The organism is Streptomyces sp. NBC_01775 (assembly GCF_035917675.1).
In the GTDB taxonomy this organism is placed as follows: Bacteria; Actinomycetota; Actinomycetes; order Streptomycetales; family Streptomycetaceae; genus Streptomyces.
The window spans coordinates 1618334-1640512 of sequence record NZ_CP109104.1; the positions used below are offsets into that span (position 1 = coordinate 1618334).

The window sequence follows — 22179 nt, forward strand, 5'->3', positions numbered from 1 at the left end:
CCGGCGGCCGGCGGACCCCCGAGGCCAGTGGATCCCCGGACGGCACTGGGGGCGGAGGACCGGAGAAGCGGGGACCGAGGGAACACGATCGAGGGAGGTACATGGAACCGCGGCGGATCGTCATCATCGGGGCCGGAGCGCTGGGAGCGACACTGGCCCACCGGCTGACCGAGAGCGCCACCACGGCCGGGTCCGGCACGTCCGGGTCCGGCACGCGTGTCGAGGTCGTCCTGCTGGACCGGGAGCGGCCGGCGCGTGGCACCAGTCGGTGGAGCCTGGCCTGGCTCAACTCCAACGGCAAGACGCCGCGCGCCTACCACGACCTCAGCGTCGACAGCATGGCCGCGTGGGAGCGGCTGGCCGCGCGTACGGACGGGGAGGCGTGGTACCGGCCCGTCGGGAATCTCCGCTGGGCGGACGACGAGGAGGGCACACGGCGGCTGGCCGAGCGCGTCGAACAGGCGTCCGCGTGGGGGTACGCGGCCGAGTTCGTCGACCGGCAGCGGGTCGCCGACCTCGAACCCGCGCTCGACCTGCCGCCGGACATCCCCCGCGTCGCCTGGTTCCCCAGCGAGGGCTACGTGCTCACCGAACCCCTGATCGCCTCCCTGGTACGGCGCGCACAAGACCGCGGCGCCGACGTCCGTACGGGCCCGGCCGGGCAGGTCACAGCGGTGGAGGGCGGGGGCACGGGCGTGCGTGTGGTGCGTACGGCGGACGGCGGGACGCTGGAGGCCGACACCGTGGTGTGCTGCGCGGGGCGCTGGACACCCGAGGTGACGCGGCTGGCGGGAGCGCCCGGGGCCGGGGTCCCGATCGTCGACCCGGACCGGCCGGGCTCCCCCGCTCCGGCTCTGGTCGTACGGGTCGGCCCGGTACGCGGCGCGCCCACGCGCGTCCTGCACACCCCGCTCGTCCATCTGCGCGCCCACGGCGGCGACGGCCCGCACGGCCGGCAGGGGCGCCACGGACAGCACGGGCAGCACGTGCATCTGGAGGCCGGGGACGTGACCGTCGACCTCCACACTCCGGACGCCGAACTCGACGCCTGGGCCGGCACCCTGCTGGAGCGCGCCCGCCGCCTCCTGCCGGCGCTCGCGGATGCGGAGGTGCTCGAACGGAAGGTGTGCGTACGCCCCTTGCCGCTCGACGGCCTGCCCGTGGTCGGGCCGACGGCGGGCGAAGGCAGCCCCTACGTGGTGGTGACCCACAGCGGCGTCACCCTCGCCGCGGGCCTCGCGGAACACGTCGCCGAGGAACTCCTCACCGGCGCCCGGCGCCCGGCCCTCGCCCCGTTCAGGCCGGACCGCTTCACACCGCCGTCCCCGGCCCCCGCCGACGGCCGGCAGGGCTGACGCCTCGGGGTCCCGGACCTCCCCCAGGGTTCCCGGGACCCCGAGGGTTCCCGGGACCCCGAGGACGCGCTTCGGGGAGGGCGGGGCTTGAGGGTGCTCGCACCAGGCCCGTAGTCTCTTCTGGTTAGTCAGAAACCGTAGGTGAGTATCCTCTGACGTGGAAGAACGCAACTCTTCAGCGAGGGAGCAACCCCGTGGGGACCAAGCAGGTCGGCCATGTGTCCGAGAACGTGGGGACGGACGGGGAGGTGGACAGGGACGCGAACGGGGATGTGACCCGCGCGGACTCCCTGGCCCGCGAGATCTTCGCCGGGGTGGCCAACAAGTGGGCGCTCTTGATCATCAACGTCCTGGAAGACCGGACGCTGCGGTTCTCCGAGCTGCGGACCGCGGTGGACGGCATCAGCCACAAGATGCTCACCCAGACCCTGCGCTGCCTCGAACGCGACGGCGTGGTGCACCGGACGGTGTATCCCACCGTGCCGCCCCGCGTCGAGTACCGCCTCACCGAGGCAGGCCAGGCGCTGCTGGAGACGGTCAACGGCATGTGCGCCTGGACCCGCCGCTACCTCGACCAGATCGAGGCCGCGCGCCGGCGCTACGACGCCAAGAGCTGAGAGCCGAGAAGCGAGAACTGAGAGCCGAGAGCCGAGAGCTGAGGGCTGACGCCGCCGCGCGCCATCTCGCGCACCTGCCCCTTCTGACGGCGCCACTCCTGACGGCGCCACACATCCACAATCCTGGTGGGCGTGGAGTACTGGGAAGGGCTTCACTGGGGGTACAAACACTGCACAGCGACGCATCAGCATCCGGGAACGTCGCGTCCCAGCATCCTCACTCTCCCCCCATGCAGGAGGTCTCCCTTGACCGTGTACGTGTGCTCTCTCATCACAACCGCCCCACAGACCATCCCTGGTAACGGTGGCTATCACGTCGTGCACTTCCCCTTCGGGGGCGGCGAGTCGTACGACATGCACGGCATGCACCAGGTCCAGCAGCCCGACGGAGCCACGGTGGGCGACTGGAAGCGCGATGACCGTTCCGGTCTGATATGGCCGCACGTGGATGGATGGGGTTCGCTGACCGCCGTCGTGCAGTGGGAGGACGGGAGTTACTCCGAGCTGCGGGACCGCTTCGTCAGAGATCCGCTCGGCCTGTCCACGGGTGCGGACTCCACCGCGACCGACCACCGCGCGCCCTCGCCGGGCATGCAGTGCTTCACCAAGCACCACGAGATCTTCGTGCACCCGAGCACGCCGATCGCCTTTCTGGTCGGTCACGGCGGCAGCACGTCCCGGCGCATCACGCACGCGCAGTTCAAGCTCGCCATCCACGTGTGAGCGTGCCCGTGCCCTTGCCCGTCCCCTTGCCCGGCCCTGGAGGCACCACCCGGGGCCGGGTCCTGGCACCAACCCCCGGGGCCGGGCCCTGGTCACCAACCCCGGTGATCCGGAGGGGTGTCGGGGGCGTCAGAATGCGCGCATGGAACTCGACGCGGCACTCAGCGCGGCACTCGACGAGCTTCGCGCCCTGTGCGAGGAGCACCTGGGCGAACATGTCGGGGCGCAACTGGCGGCGCTGAGCAGACCCGCGGTCGGCCTCGTGCCCGCTGCGGCCGGTGCGCGGAGGGCCGGGCGCTCCCGGGTCGGCGGGCCGGCGCTGCTCGACCCCGGTACGGCGTGGCCCGAGTGTGAGGGCCACCCGCTCAGCCTGCTCGCCGTCATCGACACGGCACAGCTCGGCCCCTGGGCCGGGGCCCAGCTGCCGGTGCGCCCCGGGCTGCTCAACTTCTTCTTCCTGGAGGTCGCCGATCCGGACGCTCCCGGCATGGAGCGGTACCGGAAAGTGCTTCCCGGGCTGATGAATCCCCTGGCCTGCCGGGTCGTTCCGGCGGACCCGGCACACGCCGGGGAGGTGCGGGCGCCCGCGCTGGCCACGACGTTCTCCACCGTCCCCCTGGACACCGCGCCCGGCCTCACCCTCCCGGACTTCACGGACGACCCGGCACTCGACCGCCTCCTGGGTGCCCGTGCCGAAGCGGGCGCGTACGGGGCGATGCCGAGTCTGTTCATCGAGGAGAGGTTCGGCGCGGCATGGGCGGACCACTCCGCCAGGTACCCGCTGTCCGCTGATCACGCCCACCAAGCCCTCGGCTGGCCGGAGTTGGGCGGTGGCTCCTGCTTGCAGACCAGCGTCCGGCCCAAGGAGGAGGTCACCCACCTGCTCCAGCTCGGCAGCACCGCCGAATTCCAGTGGGGCGACGGAGGGTCACTGCACTTCGTCAGCCCTTCCCGCGCTCTCCACGAAGGCGACTTCAGCCAGGTGGTGACCGACTCGTCCAGCTGGTAGGGCTCGCTCGTGCCCCAGCCCCTGGGCGACCGGCTTCGCCTGACCGCCAACCGCTTCCGCGCGCTCGCCGACGCCCACGACTCCGCCGCCCAGTTCGCCGAGGAGGCCATCGCATGAACCAGCAGCACGAGGACGAACGCTCCCGCATCCGCACGGCCATGGACCGCTTCCTCGCCGGCCAGCCCACCTGCTCCAACAGCAGCCTCACGGTGGTCGCGCTCGCCGCAGAGGCCGGTGTTCACCGCATGGCTCTGCACAAGCGCCACGCCGACCTCAAGGAGGAGTTCTACGCGCGGGTGCGTACGGAAACGCCCCAGACGCCGGAAGTCGGAAGGCGGCTCCGTAAAGAGGTTGTCCGCCTGAAGGAAGCTCTCAAGGACTCCCGGGCTGCCGAGGCCGAGTCCCGGCATCGAGCGGAGCAGATGGCCCTCGCCGCAGCGGTCCTGATCCTCCGGCGACCCGACAACCAGGACCAGCCTGCCCATGGCAACGTCATCCCGCTCCGCCCGTCCGGCGATTGAAGAGCGCAGGCTGTCACGCGGCGATGCCGAGTTCCTTGCGGTGCGGTGGATGAACTCGCGAAAGCAGTCCTTGGCCCGGCTCGACTGGACGCGGGCAAGGATGTCGACGGACCGGTTGCCGAGATCGAGGTCGCGGGCTTGGTGGTGGGCGGTTCCGACGATGGCGAGCCGTATGCCGACGGAGCGGGTGAACACCCCGGTCGGCATGGCGGCGGCCTGCTGATTCTGGGCCAAGGCCATCTTGGGGTTCTTGAGATCTCGGCGGCGTCCGAGGAGAGGCGGGCGTGGTGATAGAAGTCGATGCGCCTCGCTCCACCACGGTCAAGACGCTTGGCCGGCGAACGATCGGCTGAACTGCTGTCCGGACTGCACGGAACGCCGGACACTGCTCAGCCGTGTCCGTTCGTACTGCGCCAGGGCCGGTGCCATGACCTGCTGATCGAGTCCGGCCGCGACGGCTCCGGCGACGGCATCGGCGTCCGCGGCGGCCATGCTGAATCCGGAGCCGGTCATCGGGGTCGGTACATGCGCGGCGTCGCCGACGAGAGCCAGGCGGCCGTTGACGAGCCGGTCGGGGACGTATTCGGCGATCGGGGTCCCTAAGACGGCGCGTCGGCGGATGCAGTCGGCGATGACATCGCGCCAGGGCTGGGGCCACAAATCGTCTGCTTCGGCGGCGAGTTCGCGCAACGTTGCGCCAGGAACATGGGTGGCGACGAGGGTGTGGCGGACGATGTCACCGACGACACAGCCCTTCTCGCGCAGGAGATCGTTGCGGCCCGCGTCGTACCAGGCGAAACCCATCTGCCGGGAACCAAGGGAGGAAGAGCGTTCGGGGCTGGGCAGGGGGTAGCCGATGAGGCAGTCGTCGCCGCGGTAGAGGATGTCGACGTCGCGCGGGAAGCGGCGGCCGGGACCGAGCGCGGATTCGTGGGTCAGTCCGAGCCAGATGACGTACCCGGCGAACGTGGCGTGCGGGTGCTCGGGCGCCACGGCGTGGCGTACGACGCTGCGGTGCCCGTCTGCTCCGATGACGACGTCGGCGGTGTGGGTGTCGCCGCTGTCGGTGGTGGCCCAGGCGTGCTTGTCATCTTGGCCGACACTTCGGACGCGTGTCGTGTGGTGGAGGGTGATGTGTGCGGCGTCGTCCACGGCCGCGCGCAGGTGTTCGTGGAGGGAGGTCCAGGTGACGGGATCGGTGGCGTGTCGCGCTGGGTGCCTGCGGCCGGTGATGCGCTGCAGCAGCTGATCGCTGACTCCGCCGATGGCGGCTCCGGTGCGGGGGAAGGATGTCGCGCGCTCCAGCACCGTGACGTGGATGCCGGCTCGCGCCAGGGCCAGGCTGGTCATCAGGCCGGCGAGTGACGCGCCGACGACCACGGCGCTGCCCTCGCGCTCCTGCCTGCGGGCGGCCGCGTCTGCTGGTCGCGGCTTCGTGCTCATGGTGATACTCCCTTGTACGGTGCTCCACGCGTGCGACGTGGTCCTCATCGACCTGGCCATCGAATGACCCAGGACTGATCTGCTCGGTGCGCTCGCCCACGGCCGCGGTGCGGCATCGGCCGGGACTCGCAGACCAGGGCAGTCGATGAGCACATCAGCTGGGGCCCGGGGGCGGGAGTCCGTGCTGTGAGGGGTAATGACAGGGACCCCCAGAGACCGCGCCGTCTCCCTAGGCTGGCCGCATGGACAATCGGGCCGAAGTCAGCGCATTCCTTAAGTCCCGCCGCGCCAAGATCACCCCTCAGCAGGCGGGGCTGCCGGTGTACGGGCACCGTCGGGTGCCAGGGCTGCGCCGGGGCGAGGTCGCGATGCTCGCCGGTGTGAGCGTGGAGTACTACACGCGTATGGAGCGCGGCGATCTCAGCGGGGTCTCCGAGAGTGTCCTGGACGCCCTCGCTCAGGCGCTGCGCCTGGACGACACCGAGCGGGATCACCTGTACGCCCTGGCCCGTGCGGCGAGCGCGACCCCGGCCCGGGCCCGGCGCCGTACGAAGAAGGCCACCGTACGGCCCAGCGTGCTGCGCATCATCGAAGGCCTGCACGAGCAGCCGGCGTATGTACGCAACAACCGCATGGACATCCTGGCGGCCAATCCGCTCGCCCGCGCTCTGCTCAGCGAGGTGTTCGAGCAGGAGCCCGCCAACACCTGCCGGTTCGTCTTCCTCGACCCCCGCGCCACCCGGCTCTACCCCGACTGGGAACGCGTGGCCCGCGACGGCGTCGGAGTGCTGCGGGTCGAGGTCGCCAAAAACCCCTACGACCGTCAGCTGTCGAACCTGATCGGGGAGCTGTCCACCCGCAGCGACGCCTTCCGCAGGATGTGGGGCGCCCACGACGTACACGTCTTCACCGAGGGAACCAAGCGGTTCCACCACCGGGCGGTGGGCGAGATGGAGCTGGTCCACGAAAGTCTTGACCTGCCCGGTGAGCAGGGGCTCTCCATCACCGTGTACAGCGCTGATCCCGGCACCCCGGCTGCGGACGCCTTGAAGCTCCTCGCCAGCTGGGAAGCGAGCCAGAACCAGGACGCTGCCGCCTCTCAGGCCGACACCGAGCACTGACCCCAGCCGGCGCTCCTCCAGGCCCCCGCCCCAGCGCCGCCCTCAGCCGTCTTTTTTCGCCCCTTGCGCCTCCCCACCACCCCCGGTCTCACCTCAGCTCCGGCTTCGCACCGTCCCGCCCTGTGCCGCGGCCGTTTACCCCCATTTGCCGTGTACGAACGCGCGCACATGGCATGAGGGGATCCCTGCTGTTACCCCTCACAGGTGAGACTCCCTGCGCCGCTCACCGGCTGGTTTCGTGGATTGCGGCGGAGCCCGAACGGCTTCGCCCGCACAACCATCGGCGCGCACGCCGCTTTGCCGGACCGCCTTCGGATGACCGGGGCCCGCGCCACCTCATTTGAAAGGATCGTCAGTGAGTTCCCCCTCGTCCACGAAGCCGGGTACGTCGGCGTCCGCACCGCTCACGGGTGACAGCACGGCCGTTGCGGCCGGGAAGGTCAAGCTGCCGTCTGTGGTGTGGCTGATGGGTGGCATCACCTTCATCATGGGCACCAGCGAGTTCATCGTCTCTGGCCTGCTGCCGGAGATCTCCGGCGCCCTGAACATCAGCGTCTCCAGCGCCGGCATGCTCATCACCGCCTTCGCCATCGGCATGATGATCGGCGCTCCCCTGATGGCGATCGCGACCCAGCGCCTGCCGCGCCGCTCCACCCTGATCGCCGCGCTGCTGGTCTTCGCCGCAGGTCACATCGTCAGCGCGCTCAGCTCCAACCTGGCCCTCGCGGTCGTCGGCCGACTCGCCGCCGCGCTGGGCAACGGCACCTTCTGGGCCGTGGGCGCCGTCATCGCCACCGCCGCAGCCGGCCCTGCCGCCAGCACCCGCGCCACGGGCGTGATGGTCGGCGGCATCACCCTGGCCAACATCGCCGGTGTCCCGCTGGGGACGGCAGCAGGCCAGCTGGGCGGCTGGCAGACCCCGTTCTGGGTTCTCGCCGCGCTCTCCGCAGCCGCCGTCGTGGTGATCGCCCGCCGCATCCCGGCCGACACCACGCGCGGCGACAGCTCCCTGCGCGACGAGGTGGCCGCGCTCAAGCACCCCCGCCTGTGGCTGGTCTACCTGGCCATCGCACTGATCCAGGCCGGCATCATGGGCGCCTACAGCTACGTCGCTCCGCTGCTGACCGACCGCGCCCACCTCGCAAGCTCCGTGGTGCCACTGGCGATGCTCGGCTTCGGTATCGGCGCCCTGGCCGGCACCACCACCGGCGGACGCCTCGGCGACCGACGCCCCTACACCACGCTGATCCCGACCGCCGCTCTGACCACCGCAGTACTCGGCGCCATCACGCTGTGGGCGACCAACAGCGTCGTAGCCGTGGCCCTGGTCGTGCTGCTCGGCGCCGCCGGCTTCGCGGGCAACCCCATCGTGGTCGGCCAGGTCGTCAGCATCGCCGGAGCCGGCCGCTCCCTGCCCATGTCCCTGGCCACCTCCGCGTTCCAGGTCGGTATCGCCACCGGCTCCTGGCTCGGCGGCGTCGCCCTCACCTCCGGCCTGGGCCTGAAGGGCCCCTCCCTGACCGGCTTCGCCTTCGCCCTGGCAGCCCTCATCCCCCTGGGCCTGCTCGCCGCCTCCCACCGCGAGGCGGCATCGGCGCAGAGCTGACCTCGTGCACGGGGAGGCCAGGCCGGAGGACAGCCGGTTCGCCTCCGCCGACATGGCGGTCTCGAAGGACCTCGTCTACAGCGATGCCGCCCTGGAAGCGGTCCAGCGCCTCGTCCCGATCGCCGAGGAGACCGGGATGAGCATGCCCACCCTGGCTCTGGCCTGGGTGTTGCGCCGCGGCGAGGTTGCCTCCGCGATCACCGGCGCCTCCCGGCCCGAGCAGGTCCACGCCAACGCCGCCGCCTCCGGCGTGCAGTTGTCGGACGACGTGCTGGCGGCCGTCGATCAGGCCCTTGGTGACGTTCCGGTCACGAAGCCCACCCTCGCCACGTCCGCCCTACCCGGATTCAAGCACCGCTGAACAGGCGGTTGCTGACTGCCGACGCCCCCAACCACCAGAAAGTGAAGGTTCCAGCCATGACCGTCAAGGTCCCGCAGGTCACCCTCAACGACGGCGTGCAGATGCCGATCCTCGGCTTCGGCGTCTTCCAGATCCTCGAAGACCAGACTCAGCAGGCGGTGGAGGCCGCCCTCGAAGCCGGCTACCGCCTGCTCGACACCGCCTCCGGCTACGAGAACGAGCGCGCCGTGGGCCGGGCCATCGCCGCCAGCGGCATTCCCCGCGAGGAACTGTTCGTCACCACCAAGCTGTGGGTCCAGGACTACGGCCAGGACAGCGCCAAGGCCGCCTTCGACCGATCGCTGGAGCGCCTCGGACTCGAATACCTCGACCTGTACCTGCTTCACCAGCCCTTCGGTGACTACTACGGATCGTGGCGCGCCTTGGAGGAACTCAACCGGGACGGCCGCAGCCGGGCGATCGGGGTCAGCAACTTCTACCCCGACCGGCTCGCCGACCTCGTCACCCACAACGAGATCGTCCCCGCCGTCAACCAGATCGAGACGCACGTCTTCTTCCAGCGCACCGCCGACCAGGACCTGATGCGCCAGTACGGCGTCCAGCACGAGTCCTGGGGCCCGCTCGCCGAGGGCGGCCAGGGCTTCTTCGACAATCCGGTGCTCGTCGAGATCGCCCGCGCCCACGACAAGTCCGTCGCCCAGATCGCCCTGCGCTGGCTCGTCCAGCGCGAGATCGTCGTGATCCCGAAGTCGGTGCGGCCCGAGCGCATGACCGAGAACCTCGATGTCTTCGACTTCGAGCTCACCGCCGACGAGATGGCGCGCATCGCCGGCCTGGACACCGGCCGCAGCGAGATCTTCGACCACCACGACCCGGAAAAGGTCGTCTGGCTCGGCGGCGTGCGGTTCGACACCTGATGCCGCTCCGCTGCGCACTCACCTGATCCACACCCACAGTCAGTTCCCCGGCCGCCAGACGGCCGGCCGGGGCCTTCACCCGGCATGGAGACGCAGGGCACCGCTGTGTCGTCCTCCAGCCGCTTCCACGGAAAGCAACACCATGCGCATTCGCTTCGCCCGCGCCGCGGCCATCCCCGCTCTGGCGGCTGTTCTCGTCACCACCCCGTCCGCCTCCGCCACCACTGGAAAGGAAGGGACGCAGCCAGTCATCACCCAGGTGAAGACCGCGGCCTCGTTCGATTTCGCCGCCGGTGACTCGCCCGAGAACATCAACGTCAACCCGGACCGCTCCCTGACCGTGTCCATGCTGGGCGTGCCCGCGAACAAGCCCCCGAAGCTGGTGCGGATCACCGCCTCCGGGCAGCGCACCACTCTCGTAACCGGACACCTTGGCGATCAGATCACCGGCAACACCCGCGGCAGCGACGGCACCGTCTACTACAACGTGGACTCCGACGACGCCTCCCGCAACGGCACCTGGAAGCTGCCTCCGCACGGCCACCCCCAGCGTCTTGCCGCCCTGCCCGACGGCCTGCCCAACGGCCTGGCGATCGATACGGCCGGCCGCACCCTCTACTCCGCCGACAGCTACAACGGCACGGTGTGGGCCGTGCCCACCTCCGGCGGACCGGCGAAGACCTGGCAGAGCGGCCCGGCGCTCGCAGCCGACCCCGACGGCTCCCTGCCGCTGGGCGTCAACGGCGTCCGCTTCCACAAGGGCGCCGTATGGGTGAGCAACTACAGCCAGGGCACCCTGCTCAGGATCCCGGTCACCGCCCACGGCAACCCCGGCCGCGTCCACACCGTCGCCGACGACATCCCCGACTTCGACGACTTCGCCTTCCTCAACAACCGCTCCGACATCGTCTTCGCCGCGCAGAACGACCCGACCGACCGGGTCACCGTCGTACGCCCGAACGGGACCACCCAGACCGCCCTCACCGCCGACGACGGCCTTGCCTCCCCCACCACCACCGCCGTGAGCGGCAACCAGCTGTACATCGCCGATGCCGGGTTCGAGGCACCCCACGACGCGAAGCTGCAGAGCGGAACCATCAGCCTCAAGGCCCTCAACGGGCACCCCCACCACTGAGCGGTCCGCAAAGTCCCGAGGTCCGTCGAGGACCCACGTCGGCACGCACGCGGAGACGGTGACGTCCGGCTAGTTCGGGGGGCGGTGCCCCCGCCCCCCGAACCGCACCAGCCACACACCGTCTCCCGCCGGCACCGCGAGCCGCCAGGTCGTCCCAAGCCCGCCGCGGACCTTCCCCCTCCGCGGCGCGAGCCGCACAACGACAAGGAGCACCATGGAGTACCGCAAGCTCGGCAACACCGGAACAGCCGTCTCCCGCATCGCGTTGGGCACGATGTACTTCGGCGTCCAAACCCCGGAGGACGAGGCGTTCGCGCTGCTGGACGCATTCGTGGACGCCGGCGGCAACCTGGTCGACACCTCCAACGTCTACGGCGGCGGACGCAGCGAAGAGATCATCGGCCGCTGGTTCGCCAGCCGCCCCAGCGACGTCACCGACCGCGTCGTCCTGGCCACCAAGGGCCGCTACGGCACCGGCACCGACGTCAACAGCCTCGGCTCCACCCGCCGACAGCTGCGCCGCTCACTGGACGCCTCCCTGCGCCGCCTCGGACGCGACCACGTCGACCTGTACCAGATCCACGCCTGGGACCCCCTGACACCGATCGAGGAGACGCTGTCGTTCCTCGACGACGCCGTCCACGCCGGGAAGATCAACTACGTGGGGCTGTCCAACTTCACCGGCTGGCAGCTCCAGCTCACCCTCTCCACAGCACAGCAGATGGGTACCCACGCTCCCGTGTCCCTCCAGCAGCAGTACAGTCTGCTGTCCCGGGAGAGCGAGTACGAGGTCATCCCCGCCGCATTGCACAACCAGGTCTCCCTGCTGCCCTGGTCCCCCCTCGCCGGCGGCTTCCTCACCGGCAAGTACAAGCGCGGCGCCACCCCCGATCCCGACACCCGCGCCGGTTCTGACGACGAGCTGTACCAGTGGGTCTGCGCCGAGTACGCCGCCTCCGACCGCAACTGGCACACCATCGACACGGTCGTCCGCATCGCCCGCGAGATCGGCGCCACGCCCGGCCAGGTCGCCCTGGCCTGGGCAGCCGACCAGCCTTCCGTTGCCGCCCCCATCGTCGGCGCCCGCACCCTCACCCACCTCACCGAAAACCTCGGCGCGGCCGAACTGCACCTCAACGCCGACACCACCGCGGCCCTCGACACCGTCAGCGCACCCCAGCACGGCGGCTACCCCTACGGCGGCTTCGGCACAGCACAACGCTCCCGCGACTTCACAGGCAGCAAGGCCCAAGCCAATCTCATCGCCGGCGGAAGCGACGCACCACTCGGTCACGCATAACCGGTCCCGGCCAGCGTCCCGCCCTCACCGTCAGGAGGGCGCCAACTCTCGGGCCGGAGTCCGCAGCGGGACCTGTCCGACCAGGATGACGGAGAACTCTGCGAGAGCCTTGCGGCAGTCCAAATCAGTCCAGGGATGCTCATTCAGGGCGACTTCAGAACGGCGCGGGCTACTTCGTAGGGGCATTCGAGCCGTCGACAGACGAGAAGATGGCGGACGACCACATCCCAGAACAATTGAGAATTGCGCGCGGCTTGGAAGAATCTCGGAAAGTGGAAACATCGGGATCTCAGGGAAGAACTGAGACCCACTCGCATCGGGAACATGCTCGGCGACGGCGAATCTCACCAATTTTCATCTAAGCGGCCTACATCGAGCCGGTGGACGAGGCGCGGTCGACCTGACAGGAGCTGCTCGTTCGAACCGTTGGGTGGCCGTCCCACTCCTTCGACGGCCACACCACCGCACGCCACCACACAGCGGAGGCGCAAGACGTGAACACATCGACTTGACAGGGAACTGTGCGGTTGGCGCCAGTACAGGTAGGAGGCGTTCCCCAGCTCTGCTTCAACGTCCGGCCACCGTGCGGTCGTGAGTGGCCCGGACGGTTGAAACCGTCCGGGCCACTCACGACGTCACAGCGGCAGCGGACTATCTGGCGAGGTCTGCCGGTTCATCCAGCCGTGTCAGCTTCTGTGGGTTTCGGACCACGAAGATTCGGGTGACCCGCCCGTTCTCCACCACGACGCTCACCGCAGCCGGCTCGCCGTCGATCTCGATCCGGCCCGCAGGGGCGCCGTTGAGCCACACGGGCCTCGTCTCGAACGTGGCCACCACCCGGTTCGCGCGCGCGAGCAACGTCGCCACCAGTTCGGCACCGTGGAGCGGGACCCGGGCGGCGGCCACGATCCCGCCGCCGTCGGCCACCAGGATCACGTCCGGCGCCATGACCTCCATCAGCTCCTGCAACTGCCCGGTTCGCAACGCGGCCAGGAACCGCTCCACCACGGCCTGCTGCTCCGACCGGCTCACCCGCACCCGTGGCCGCCGGGCCGCCACATGCTCGCGTGCCCGCCGCGCGATCTGCCGCACCGTGGCCGAGGACTTCCCGATGGCCTCGGCGATCTCGCCGTACGGCATCTCGAAGACCTCGCGGAGCACGAACACCGCCCGTTCCGTGGGCCCGAGCGTTTCCAGCACGGTCAGCATCGCGATCGAGACGCTCTCCGCGAGTTCGACGTCCTCGGCGACATCGGGGCTGGTCAGCAGCGGTTCCGGCAGCCACTCGCCGACGTATTCCTCGCGGCTGCGCGACAGCGTTCGCAGGCGGTTGAGCGCTTGCCGGGTGACGGTCCGGATGAGGTACGCCCGCGGGTCACGCACCTTCGAGCGGTCGATGTCGGCCCACCGCAGCCAGGACTCCTGTAGCACGTCCTCCGCGTCGGCCGCCGACCCGAGCATCTCGTAGGCGACCGTGAACAGCAGGCTGCGATGGGCGACGAACGGGTCCTCGGTCATGCCGTCGACGCCACGCCGGACTTCTCAGGACGCGTGGCCAGCGGAATCTCGCACGCGGCGGAGAAGCCCTGCGACTCGATCCCGAGGGCCGTGTTGCTCCTGGTCGCGAAGTTGGCAAAGGCGATGAACGCGGTGAGCTCGACCATCGCCGCCGGGCCGAGCCGGTTGAGCAGACGCGCCGACAGCTCGTCGGTGACGGTCAGCGGCAGGTTCGTCATGGCCTCGGCGTACTCCATCACGTCCCGCTCCAGCGGGGTGAACACCTCCGACTCCCGCCAGCGCGGCACCTGGCTCGCCTTGGTCATGTCCAGGTTCTGGTTCTGTGCCTGGAAGTAGCCGACGTCGAGGCACCAGCCGCAACCGACCTGTGCCGCGACGGCCATGTGCGCGAACGACTTGAGGCTCTCATCGGCCGCGTCCCACTCGCCCGCCTTGCCTCCGAACTCCATGGATGCCTCGGCGACCTTGGGGTTGTGCCACAGCACCTCGGCGGGTTCGGGCACGGCACCGAACTGCTTGATCATGTTCTCGCTGAGCCCGGTGGCGAGCTCCGCCTTGGGAACGCGTGGCGCCATGGTGTCCTCCTTGGACGTTTGCCGGCCGCTTGCCGGTCTGCCATGAAGACACCGCCGAGCCCGCGAATGTGACACCCACCATCGCCACCGCGCGTAGAAGGCCCTGTTCTTGTACGGCTACGGCGAAGTTCTTGTACGGCTACGGCGAACGGACATGTCGCGCGGCGTGACCGCTGTGGTCGTCGTTCCCTCTCGCTGGCGCATCTCGTTGAGCTGACCGACCGACGACTGAGTCACTTTCCACTCATCTGCCACGCAGGGCAGTCGACGGAGCCGGCGGGGTGTACCGGCGGTGCGCGGAGGCGGTGCGCAGAGGCGGACGCAGAGGCGGACGCGGAGTCGGAGTCGGAAGCGGAGGCCGCCGGGGCCGCCACAGCTCCCGGCGAGACGGTCTCCCGGCAGGGGGCTCTTCCCGGTCCCGCCTCAGCGCTCCGGGACCGGCCGCCGGGACCTGAGCGCCCGCTCCCCTCACTCCCCGTCGAAGTCGGTGCCCCGGCTGACCGCCTCCCAGGCGGTTGCCTCCTCGCCGGCGGACTTCAGCTGGGCGGCGATGGCGTCGGCGGCGTCGTTGCCGAGGGCCAGTCGCAGCGGGGTCTCCTCGGCGGCCAGCGCGGTCAGGATCGCGGCGGCGGCCTTCTCGGGGTCCCCCGGCTGCTTGCCGTCGCTGTCCGGGAGCCCGGCACGGACCGGGCCGACCGTCTCCTCGTACGCGTCCAGGGGCGCCGACTGCTGTAGCGCACCGCCGCCGGCGAACCCGGTCCGGAACGCCCCCGGCTCCACGACCAGCACCTTGATCCCGTGCGGGGCGACTTCCAGGGCCAACGCCTCGGACAGCCCCTCCAGGGCGAACTTGGTGGCCGAGTAGGGGCCGACGCCGGGGAAGGAGAACCGGCCGCCCATGCTGCTCATCTGCACGACGGCGCCCGAGCCCTGGCGGCGCATGTGCGGGAGTACGGCGCGGGTGAGCGCGGCGGGGCCGAAGAAGTGCAGGTCCATCAGGTCGCGGAGTTCGCGGTCGGTGGTCTCCTCGACGGCGCCTACCTGTCCCCGGCCGGCGTTGTTGACCAGTACGTCGATCCGCCCGTACCAGAGGATCACCTCGGCGACGACGGCGGTGATGCGGGCCGGGTCGGTGACGTCGAGGGCGACGGGGACGACGCGGCCGGGGTGCGCGGCGGCGAGTCCGTCGAGGGACCCGGGGCGGCGGACGGCGGCCACCACGGTGTCACCGGCGGCGAGGGCCGCCCGCGTGATCGCCTGCCCGAAACCGGAGTTGGCGCCGGTGATCAGCCAGACCTTGCCGGTCGCGGAGCGGGTGGGGGTGGCGGCGGGGGCAGCAGCGGTGCGGGCGTCGTCGCTCATGGGGATCTCCAGGGTGGTTCCGGAAGCCGACCGGGCGCCGGCCGGCGAACACGGCCGAGGCGGTGTCCCGGCGTGCGTCTCCATTAAGGCCGCCGCACGGCCCCGCCGTCCAAGACAAAGATCAAACACTTCCATAAAGAGCGATTATCGCCGCTGGTTATGCTCTCCCCATGGAGCTACGGCAGTTGAACTATCTCGTGGCGATCGCCGAGGAGGGGAACCTCGGCCGGGCGGCGGCGCGACTGTACGTGAGCCAGCCGGCCCTGTCGTACGCGCTGCGGAAGCTGGAGGCGGAACTCGGCGTCCCCCTCTTCGAGCGGCACCCCGGCGGCGTGACCCAGACCCCCGCCGGACACGATGTGGTGGCCGAAGCGCGCCGGACCGTACGCCAGGCGGACCGTGTCCTCGCCGCGGCGGAACGCCACCGGTGCCAGGAGAAGGCGGTACTTCGGGTCGGCTTCGAGGCAAGCGGCGCGGGCGAGTTGACCACCCGGGCCCGAGCCGAGTTCGCCCGCCGCAATCCAGGCGTCCGGGTGGAACCGAAGCGCTTCGACTGGGGTCAGGAATCGGCCGCCCTGCGCGACGGCCGGGTGGACGTCGCCTTCGTCTGGCTGCCCGCCGACCTCACCGACCTGCACGCCGAGGTGGTCCACACCGAACCCCGGGTCGTCGGCCTGCCCGTCGGGCACCCGCTGGCGGCGCGGACGGGCGTCGGCATCCTGGACGTCAAGGACGAGCCGCTGCTGTGGACGGAGCGGGCACCGCGCGACTGGGTCGACTGGTGGGCGGTGAACCCCAGACCGGACGGCTCGGCACCGCACTGGGGTCCGAAGAACGACAACGTCGAGGAGATGCTGGAGCAGGTCGCCGAAGGCACCGCGGTCTGCTTCGCCCCGGCGAGCATGGCCCTGTACTACGCCCGCCCCGACCTGTCCTGGGTCCCGCTCACCGACGTCGAGCCTCTGAGGGTCGCCCTGGCCTGGTACGAGGGCACGAGCAGCACCCTCGTACGGGGTTTCGCCGAGGTGGTACGCGAACTCGCCGCCGCTTTGGAGGGGGCGCGGCAATAACGGCCGCGAAAGCGACTGATATCGCCGGCCTGGGGCGATGTCGCTCGGAGCGCGGTGTCGTCCGGGCTCTCCTCCGCCCGGCGGCAGGACAGCCGTGCGCGGCCGGTCACCGCGCAGGTGTCCAGGGTCGGGGTCCGGGCGGCGCCCGATCCGGTCGTGGGGTCGGCCTCGATCCACCCCTGGGCCCGCCACCGGCCGATCGCCTCGCGCACGATGGACGCTTCACCGTTGACCCAGCCGCCGGCTCACGCCGTCGTCTCGGTTCGGTGACGGGGCGGGACCGGCTCGGTGAGGGGCCGTACGTTGATCGGCATGAGACCCCGTATCGCCGTGATCGGCAGCGGCCCCGCCGGCCTTACGTTCGCCCGAGTCCTGCACCGTCATGGTCACCCTGTCACCGTCCTCGAACGCGATCCCGCCCGCGACGCCCGTCCCGCGGGCGGCACGCTGGACCTGCACGAGGGGCTGGGCCAGCTGGCGCTGGAGAAGGCGGGGGTGCTGGCGGAGTTCCAGGCGCTGTCCCGTCCCGAGGGGCAGGCCATGCGCATCCTGGACACGGACGGGACCGTCCTCCGCGACTGGCAACCTCGTCCGGGTGAGCGGGCCAACCCCGAGATCGACCGCGGGCAACTCCGTGACCTGTTGCTCGGGCCTTTGGACGTTCAGTGGGGGCGGGTCGTGACGGAGGTGGTGCCGGAGAGCCGGGATGGCGTGCTGGTCCATTTCGCGGACGGGCGGCAGGAGACGTTCGACCTCGTGATCGGCGCCGACGGTGCCTGGTCCCGGGTCCGCCGGGCGGTCTCGTCCGTGACGCCGCAGTACACCGGTGTCACCTTGGTCGAGACCTCCCTGGACGACGTCGATACCCGCCACCCCGACCTCGCCCGGCTGGTCGGCGACGGTTCCGTGGCTGTGTACGGCGTGAACCGCGCGCTCGTCGCCCAGCGCAACAGCGGCGGCCACGTCAAGGTGTACGCCCAGTTCCGCGCGCCGCTGGACTGGCACACGCACCTGGACCTGGCCGACGTCGAGGCCGTGCGATCGAGCCTGCTGGCTCTGTTCGACGGCTGGGCCGCTCCCGTCCTCGAACTCCTCCGCCACGGCACCGCTTTCGTCCACCGCCCCCTCTACGTCCTGCCCGTGTCCCACACCTGGACCCACGTCTGGGGGGTGACGCTGCTGGGCGACGCCGCCCACCTGATGCCCCCGTTGGGGGCGGGCGCGAACCTCGCGATGCTGGAAGGCGCCGAACTCGCCGAGTCCATCGCCGCCGCCCCCGGCCATGGAGATCTGGACGAGGCCGTCCGCGCCTTCGAGGAACAGATGTGGGCACGGGCCGGCAGGTGGGCGAACATCACGACGGCCGGTCTGGAACGCCTCGTGAGCCCGGACCCCTCCGAAGCCCTCGCCCTCTTCGACGAGGTCCAGCCTTCCTGACTGCCGAGCGCGGACCCGGCCCTGGGGTGCCTCCGTGATGAGCGACCTGGCCGAGGCCGGTCCCAAGAACACCGGCAGCGGCTGCCGGCCGTCGGCCGCTCCCTGACCGTCGGCCGCTCCCTCCGACGTGGCCTGTCGGGAGGCTGTCGGCGGTGTGTCGGCGGGGGGTGCGAGCTTGGGGGCGGGACGGCGCCGACGGCCGGCGGCCCGCCCCACCTCGCTCTGCCCCTTCTCCGGTTGCTTCCGGCCCCTGCTTTGAGGAGTCACCGTGCCCGCTGTATCCGCGTCCCGGCCCTGGAGCGTGCACCGGCTGCCGCGTGCCGACGGCAAGAACTTCCTGGTCACCGGCGGCAACGCGGGCATCGGCTACTTCGTCGCCGAGCAGCTCGCGCAGACGGGCGCGACCGTCGTCCTGGGCAGCCGGAACGCGGCGAAGGCCGAAGCGGCGCTGGTCTCCCTGCGCTCCCGCGTCCCGGGCGCCCAGGTGCGTCATCTCCCGCTGGACCTGGCCGACCTGGGGTCCCTCAAGTCCTCGGCGGACGCGCTGGCCGCGCTGGGGCCGGCGCGCCTCGACGCCGTCGTGCACAACGCCGGAGTGGCGCTCGACGATCCGCCGCGCCAGGAGACCAAGGACGGCCACGAGCTGATGTTCGGCACCAACCACCTCGGTCATGTCGCGCTGACCAGGTGGCTGGCGCCGCTGCTGTCGGCCGCACCGGCCGCCCGTATCGTCACGGTCGGCAGCTTCGCGGCGAAGTCCGAGCGGCTGGACCTCAACGATCCGCAGTCCGCCGGGGATTACCGCCCCAAGCGCACCTACGGTCGCTCGAAGCTGGCGCAGATGTACTTCGGCCTCGAACTCGACCGCCGTCTGCGTGCCGTCGGCAGCACGGTGCTCAGCGTGGTGGCCCACCCCGGCGGCGCGCTGGACTCGCTCACCCCCGCACGGCCGCCGGTGCACGAGCGCGGCTTCGGGCAGACACTGGGCGGGCTGCCCGCCGGTCTCCTCGTCCAGGGCAAGGACGCCGGAGCGTGGCCCGCCGTCCGGGCCGTCCTCGACCCGGAGGTGACGGGCGGCGGGCTGTGGGGGCCACGGGTGTTCGGGCTGCGCGGCAGGCCGCGGGCCGAGCCGGTCTGGGAACTGCTGAAGGACGCCGCCCTCGCGGAACGCCTGTGGGAGATCAGCTGCGACCTGGCCGACATCGACGCGGACCTGGGCCTCGGCCTGGGCCCCGGCCCTCTGTAGCGAACGCTCGGCTGTGGCGCGCTGCCACTGGCCGCCGGAGAGTTCCTGGCCGCGCCCTGGCGCATCAAGCAGTCTGATCGCGACTGCCTGGCGTGTCGGCGGAGCCGCTCACGGGGTGCGGGGAGACGCGCGGTGCGGCAGCGGTCCAGGAGGCGAGAAGGCGCAGTCCGTCGTGGGAGGAAGTGCCGGGTGCGGCGGTCAGGGCGATGAGTTGCTGGTCCGGGTCGGCCGCGTCGGTCAACGTGGACCACTCCAAGGCGAGCTCGCCGACGACCGGGTGGCGCATGGCCTTGGTGCCCGCGGTCCGCATGGCCACGCGGTGATCGCCCCACCACCCCCGGAAATCGGCGTCCCGCACCGACAGTTCCCCTACCAGCGCTGTCAGCCGTGGATTCGCCGGGTCATGGGCGGCCTCCATGCGCAGCTGCGCCACACAGGCCCGCGCCATGTAGTTCCAGTCGGCATACAGGGCCCGCACCGCCGGCTCGCAGAACACCAGGCGTACGAAGTTGCGCTGCTCGGCCGGAAGAAGCGCGAAGTCGGTGAACAGCGCGGTGGCCGGCGGATTCCAGGCCAGGATGTCGGTGCACCGGCCCAGGACGAGGGCCGGGGTGTTCGTGAGATCGTCGAGCAGTTGCCGCAACTGCGGCCGGACCCGCTGTGCGGGCCGCCGACGCGGCCGGCCGGCGTCCTTGCCCGAGAGACCGAAGAGATACGCACGTTCGTCCTCGCTGAGCCGCAGCACGCGTGCCAGGGCTTCCAGCACCGGCTCGGAGGCCCGTCGGCGCCCCTGCTCCAAGCGCGCGTAATAGTCGGGGCTGACCGATGCCAGCAGGGCGACTTCCTCCCGGCGCAGCCCCGAAACCCGTCGCCGTCCGTCGTCGGGGAGGCCGGCCGCCGCGGGACTCAGCTCCCTGCGCCGGGCCTTGAGGAAATCGCCCAGTTCGCTGCTCATGCGATCAAGTCTGACACCGAGGGCCGGGCCTGTGAGGGGGCCAGTCCTGTCCCCTTATCCCGGCGCGCGATACCCACGAGGCTTGAGGCCATGAAGACAGACGTCACCTTCCACAGCGGCGACCTCACGCTCGCCGGCATCCTCTTCCTGCCCGACACACCCGCCGTCGGCCGGCTCCCGGCTGTCGTCGTCTCCCACCCGGGCGGCGGCGTGAAAGAGCAGACGGCGAGCGTCTACGCCGAGCGCCTGGCCCGCGAGGGCTTCGCCGCTCTGGTCTTCGACCCGGCCTGCCAGGGCGAGAGCGAGGGCGAGCCACGCGGTCTGGAGAACCCCTTCCAACGCGCCGAGGACATCAAATCCGCCGTCAGCTTTCTGACCACCCGCGAGGAGATCGATCCGGAGCGGATCGGCGCCCTGGGCATCTGCGCCTCCGGCGGCTATGTCCCTTACGCCGCTCAGACCGACCTGCGCGTCAAGGCCGTCGCCACGGTCAGTTCCGGAGACATAGGCACGGTGATGCGCGACGGTCTGGGCCGCACCCAGACCCCGGAGACCCTGCGCTCGATGCTCGAACTCGCCGGGGCCGCACGCACGGCCGAGGCCCGCGGCGAGGCCATTCCCCGGCAGGAATGGATCACCGAGGGAGTGGACGAAGAGACCTACGAGTACTACCGCACGCCGCGCGGCTACCACCCTCGCGCGGTCCAGCCCTGGCCCGTCCGCAACCTGGATCAGATGATCCAGTACGACTCCTATGCCCTGATCCACCTCATCTCGCCCCGCCCGCTCCTCATGATCATCGGATCCGAGGCGAACACCGCCTACATCAGTCGCGAAGCCATCGAGAAGGCGGCCGAGCCCAAGGAACTCTTCGTCATCGACGGCGCCACCCACGTCTCCCTTTACGACAAGGACGAACATGTCACCCCGGCCGTCGCCAGACTCACCACCTTCTTCACCACTCACCTCGCCGCGGCCTGAAGCATGGCAAGCACTTCGCCCCACGTCGTGGCGGGTGGCGGTTCTCGATCGTCACGACCGTCTCGGCGCCGTGGGCTGTCATACGTTCGCCGACCTCGTCCGGGTTGTCGACCTCGATCTCCAGCAGAACAGCGGAGCCGCCCAGATCATCTGGTGAGATCCACCCCCACGCCGAAACAGCGGGTGAGACCCGGAAGGAGGAACCACCCAGGCGGTGCTCCACGACGGTAGGCCGCCCGTCGTCGCCCGGCGCACGGAACACCTCCTCGGCGCCGAGGAAGTCCTGGCAGTACGCCGACGCACGGTCGGGGTCGGACACGATCAGGCGAGGCTAGGTCCGGCGGCCGGGCCAGCTTCCGTGGTCGATGAGGTGGAGCACGAGCGCGCCGATGTTCCAGGCGTCGTCCGCGCCGTTGTGGTGGCGTCCTTCGAGGGGAAGGCCGACCCGGCGGAGAGCTCGGGCCATGCCCGGCCTGCTCTTCAGCCCGTGCGCCTCGGAGAAGACGGCCTTGGCGTTGATGTGACGGGGAGCGAAGGGATACGGGACATCCGCCCCGGAGCACTGGCGCTGGAACTGCTTGCGGTCGTAGTCGCCCCAGCTCGCCCAGCGGCGCGAGGCTCCCCGGTGACGCTCGGCGAGCGTCGCGCACGCCGTACGGAAGTCCACGCCTCCGTCGACCTCCTCCTGGCTGAGACCGGTCAGCCGATGGCAGAAGTCGCTTACGCGTGAGGTCCCGGGGCGTACGAGAATCCGGTCGCGTGCGGTGCGCTCACGGGTCTCGACGTCGACGACGCACAGCCCGATCTCGATGATTTCGCTGACCTGCCCCTCCGGCGCGTCGAACTCCCAGCAGGTGGCTTCGACGTCGATCACGTTGAGAAAGCGTGCGTGGTCGGGCTTCATCAGCCGGAGCGTACGGAACGGGG

Annotated in this window: 23 protein-coding genes; 16 read left to right on the plus strand and 7 right to left on the minus strand. The window is 70.7% G+C overall.

The window, feature by feature from the left end; translation table 11 throughout:
• Positions 1–101 precede the first annotated feature (101 nt).
• From OHB04_RS07460 to OHB04_RS07485, 6 genes are all read left to right on the plus strand, one after another.
• Positions 102–1355 carry an NAD(P)/FAD-dependent oxidoreductase gene (locus OHB04_RS07460; protein WP_326807087.1) on the plus strand — a complete coding sequence of 418 codons (1254 nt, stop codon included), beginning with the start codon at positions 102–104 and terminating at the stop codon, positions 1353–1355.
• Positions 1356–1585: 230 nt separating this feature from the next.
• Positions 1586–1972: a winged helix-turn-helix transcriptional regulator gene (locus OHB04_RS07465; RefSeq protein WP_326692629.1), complete on the plus strand. Its 387-nt coding sequence runs from the start codon at positions 1586–1588 to the stop codon at positions 1970–1972.
• 246 nt (positions 1973–2218) lie between these two features.
• Complete coding sequence (locus tag OHB04_RS07470; RefSeq protein WP_326807088.1) at positions 2219–2695, plus strand: hypothetical protein; 477 nt, start codon at positions 2219–2221, stop codon at positions 2693–2695.
• 142 nt (positions 2696–2837) lie between these two features.
• Entirely contained in the window at positions 2838–3704 is an 867-nt protein-coding gene (locus OHB04_RS07475; protein WP_326807089.1) for a DUF1963 domain-containing protein, read from the plus strand.
• A gap of 113 nt (positions 3705–3817) precedes the next feature.
• Entirely contained in the window at positions 3818–4225 is a 408-nt protein-coding gene (locus tag OHB04_RS07480; RefSeq protein ID WP_326686908.1) for a hypothetical protein, read from the plus strand.
• Between the two features lie 45 nt (positions 4226–4270).
• The gene (locus OHB04_RS07485; protein ID WP_326686909.1) at positions 4271–4516 is read left to right on the plus strand and encodes a hypothetical protein; all 246 of its coding nucleotides are present in this window, start codon (positions 4271–4273) and stop codon (positions 4514–4516) included.
• Between the two features lie 30 nt (positions 4517–4546).
• On the opposite strand, the gene OHB04_RS07490 is transcribed toward OHB04_RS07485, so the two are convergent.
• Positions 4547–5668 carry an FAD-dependent monooxygenase gene (locus OHB04_RS07490; protein WP_326807090.1) on the minus strand — a complete coding sequence of 374 codons (1122 nt, stop codon included), beginning with the start codon at positions 5666–5668 and terminating at the stop codon, positions 4547–4549.
• A 242-nt stretch (positions 5669–5910) separates the two neighbouring features.
• On the opposite strand from OHB04_RS07490, the gene OHB04_RS07495 reads away from it, so the two are divergent.
• From OHB04_RS07495 to OHB04_RS07520, 6 genes are all read left to right on the plus strand, one after another.
• Positions 5911–6789 (plus strand): helix-turn-helix transcriptional regulator, encoded by an 879-nt coding sequence (locus tag OHB04_RS07495; protein WP_326686911.1) that lies wholly within the window; start codon positions 5911–5913, stop codon positions 6787–6789.
• A 355-nt stretch (positions 6790–7144) separates the two neighbouring features.
• Positions 7145–8395 carry an MFS transporter gene (locus OHB04_RS07500; RefSeq protein WP_326807091.1) on the plus strand — a complete coding sequence of 417 codons (1251 nt, stop codon included), beginning with the start codon at positions 7145–7147 and terminating at the stop codon, positions 8393–8395.
• Positions 8396–8399: 4 nt separating this feature from the next.
• Positions 8400–8756: an aldo/keto reductase gene (locus tag OHB04_RS07505; RefSeq protein ID WP_326686913.1), complete on the plus strand. Its 357-nt coding sequence runs from the start codon at positions 8400–8402 to the stop codon at positions 8754–8756.
• Positions 8757–8812: 56 nt separating this feature from the next.
• The gene (locus tag OHB04_RS07510; protein WP_326686914.1) at positions 8813–9673 is read left to right on the plus strand and encodes an aldo/keto reductase; all 861 of its coding nucleotides are present in this window, start codon (positions 8813–8815) and stop codon (positions 9671–9673) included.
• 142 nt (positions 9674–9815) lie between these two features.
• On the plus strand, positions 9816–10808 hold the full coding sequence (locus OHB04_RS07515) for a hypothetical protein (RefSeq protein WP_326807092.1): 993 nt from the start codon (positions 9816–9818) through the stop codon (positions 10806–10808).
• 214 nt (positions 10809–11022) lie between these two features.
• Entirely contained in the window at positions 11023–12108 is a 1086-nt protein-coding gene (locus OHB04_RS07520; protein ID WP_326807093.1) for an aldo/keto reductase, read from the plus strand.
• 651 nt (positions 12109–12759) lie between these two features.
• Here OHB04_RS07520 and OHB04_RS07525 read toward each other — a convergent pair.
• From OHB04_RS07525 to OHB04_RS07535, 3 genes are all read right to left on the minus strand, one after another.
• Positions 12760–13626 carry an RNA polymerase sigma-70 factor gene (locus OHB04_RS07525; protein WP_326686917.1) on the minus strand — a complete coding sequence of 289 codons (867 nt, stop codon included), beginning with the start codon at positions 13624–13626 and terminating at the stop codon, positions 12760–12762.
• Positions 13623–14201: a carboxymuconolactone decarboxylase family protein gene (locus OHB04_RS07530; RefSeq protein WP_326686918.1), complete on the minus strand. Its 579-nt coding sequence runs from the start codon at positions 14199–14201 to the stop codon at positions 13623–13625. Before OHB04_RS07530 ends, OHB04_RS07525 begins: the two co-directional genes overlap by 4 nt.
• 468 nt (positions 14202–14669) lie before the next feature.
• Positions 14670–15563 (minus strand): oxidoreductase, encoded by an 894-nt coding sequence (locus OHB04_RS07535; RefSeq protein ID WP_326686919.1) that lies wholly within the window; start codon positions 15561–15563, stop codon positions 14670–14672.
• A 170-nt stretch (positions 15564–15733) separates the two neighbouring features.
• Here OHB04_RS07535 and OHB04_RS07540 point away from each other — a divergent pair, with 170 nt between their 5' ends.
• The 3 genes from OHB04_RS07540 (at position 15734) to OHB04_RS07550 (ending at position 19316) form a co-directional block, all read left to right on the plus strand.
• Positions 15734–16633, plus strand: a complete 900-nt coding sequence (locus OHB04_RS07540; protein ID WP_326686920.1) for a LysR family transcriptional regulator — start codon at positions 15734–15736, stop codon at positions 16631–16633.
• Positions 16634–16945: 312 nt separating this feature from the next.
• Positions 16946–18070, plus strand: coding sequence for an FAD-dependent oxidoreductase (locus tag OHB04_RS07545; RefSeq protein WP_326686921.1), 1125 nt, complete (start codon positions 16946–16948; stop codon positions 18068–18070).
• Positions 18071–18338: 268 nt separating this feature from the next.
• Positions 18339–19316 (plus strand): SDR family NAD(P)-dependent oxidoreductase, encoded by a 978-nt coding sequence (locus OHB04_RS07550; RefSeq protein WP_326686922.1) that lies wholly within the window; start codon positions 18339–18341, stop codon positions 19314–19316.
• A gap of 64 nt (positions 19317–19380) precedes the next feature.
• Here OHB04_RS07550 and OHB04_RS07555 read toward each other — a convergent pair whose 3' ends face one another.
• Positions 19381–20271 carry a helix-turn-helix domain-containing protein gene (locus tag OHB04_RS07555; protein ID WP_326807094.1) on the minus strand — a complete coding sequence of 297 codons (891 nt, stop codon included), beginning with the start codon at positions 20269–20271 and terminating at the stop codon, positions 19381–19383.
• Positions 20272–20361: 90 nt separating this feature from the next.
• On the opposite strand from OHB04_RS07555, the gene OHB04_RS07560 reads away from it, so the two are divergent.
• A complete protein-coding gene (locus OHB04_RS07560; protein ID WP_326807095.1) occupies positions 20362–21252 on the plus strand; it encodes an alpha/beta hydrolase in 891 nt (296 codons plus the stop codon).
• Here the strand turns inward: OHB04_RS07560 and OHB04_RS07565 are convergent.
• Together OHB04_RS07565 and OHB04_RS07570 are read right to left on the minus strand one after the other, a co-directional pair.
• Complete coding sequence (locus tag OHB04_RS07565; protein ID WP_326807096.1) at positions 21227–21571, minus strand: VOC family protein; 345 nt, start codon at positions 21569–21571, stop codon at positions 21227–21229. The two genes, OHB04_RS07560 and OHB04_RS07565, sit on opposite strands and share 26 nt — an antisense overlap.
• Positions 21572–21583: 12 nt before the next feature.
• Complete coding sequence (locus tag OHB04_RS07570) at positions 21584–22156, minus strand: 3'-5' exonuclease (protein ID WP_326807097.1); 573 nt, start codon at positions 22154–22156, stop codon at positions 21584–21586.
• Positions 22157–22179: the final 23 nt, after the last annotated feature.

Excerpts from the sequence above, each read along its gene's own strand:
- OHB04_RS07460 (WP_326807087.1), top strand. The coding sequence starts at position 102 with ATGGAACCGCGGCGGATCGTCATCATCGGGGCCGGAGCGCTGGGAGCG.
- OHB04_RS07475 (WP_326807089.1), top strand. The coding sequence starts at position 2,838 with ATGGAACTCGACGCGGCACTCAGCGCGGCACTCGACGAGCTTCGCGCC.
- OHB04_RS07480 (WP_326686908.1), top strand. The coding sequence starts at position 3,818 with ATGAACCAGCAGCACGAGGACGAACGCTCCCGCATCCGCACGGCCATG.
- OHB04_RS07490 (WP_326807090.1), bottom strand. The coding sequence starts at position 5,668 with ATGAGCACGAAGCCGCGACCAGCAGACGCGGCCGCCCGCAGGCAGGAG.
- OHB04_RS07495 (WP_326686911.1), top strand. The coding sequence starts at position 5,911 with ATGGACAATCGGGCCGAAGTCAGCGCATTCCTTAAGTCCCGCCGCGCC.
- OHB04_RS07510 (WP_326686914.1), top strand. The coding sequence starts at position 8,813 with ATGACCGTCAAGGTCCCGCAGGTCACCCTCAACGACGGCGTGCAGATG.
- OHB04_RS07515 (WP_326807092.1), top strand. The coding sequence starts at position 9,816 with ATGCGCATTCGCTTCGCCCGCGCCGCGGCCATCCCCGCTCTGGCGGCT.
- OHB04_RS07520 (WP_326807093.1), top strand. The coding sequence starts at position 11,023 with ATGGAGTACCGCAAGCTCGGCAACACCGGAACAGCCGTCTCCCGCATC.
- OHB04_RS07525 (WP_326686917.1), bottom strand. The coding sequence starts at position 13,626 with ATGACCGAGGACCCGTTCGTCGCCCATCGCAGCCTGCTGTTCACGGTC.
- OHB04_RS07530 (WP_326686918.1), bottom strand. The coding sequence starts at position 14,201 with ATGGCGCCACGCGTTCCCAAGGCGGAGCTCGCCACCGGGCTCAGCGAG.
- OHB04_RS07535 (WP_326686919.1), bottom strand. The coding sequence starts at position 15,563 with ATGAGCGACGACGCCCGCACCGCTGCTGCCCCCGCCGCCACCCCCACC.
- OHB04_RS07540 (WP_326686920.1), top strand. The coding sequence starts at position 15,734 with ATGGAGCTACGGCAGTTGAACTATCTCGTGGCGATCGCCGAGGAGGGG.
- OHB04_RS07545 (WP_326686921.1), top strand. The coding sequence starts at position 16,946 with ATGAGACCCCGTATCGCCGTGATCGGCAGCGGCCCCGCCGGCCTTACG.
- OHB04_RS07555 (WP_326807094.1), bottom strand. The coding sequence starts at position 20,271 with ATGAGCAGCGAACTGGGCGATTTCCTCAAGGCCCGGCGCAGGGAGCTG.
- OHB04_RS07560 (WP_326807095.1), top strand. The coding sequence starts at position 20,362 with ATGAAGACAGACGTCACCTTCCACAGCGGCGACCTCACGCTCGCCGGC.
- OHB04_RS07570 (WP_326807097.1), bottom strand. The coding sequence starts at position 22,156 with ATGAAGCCCGACCACGCACGCTTTCTCAACGTGATCGACGTCGAAGCC.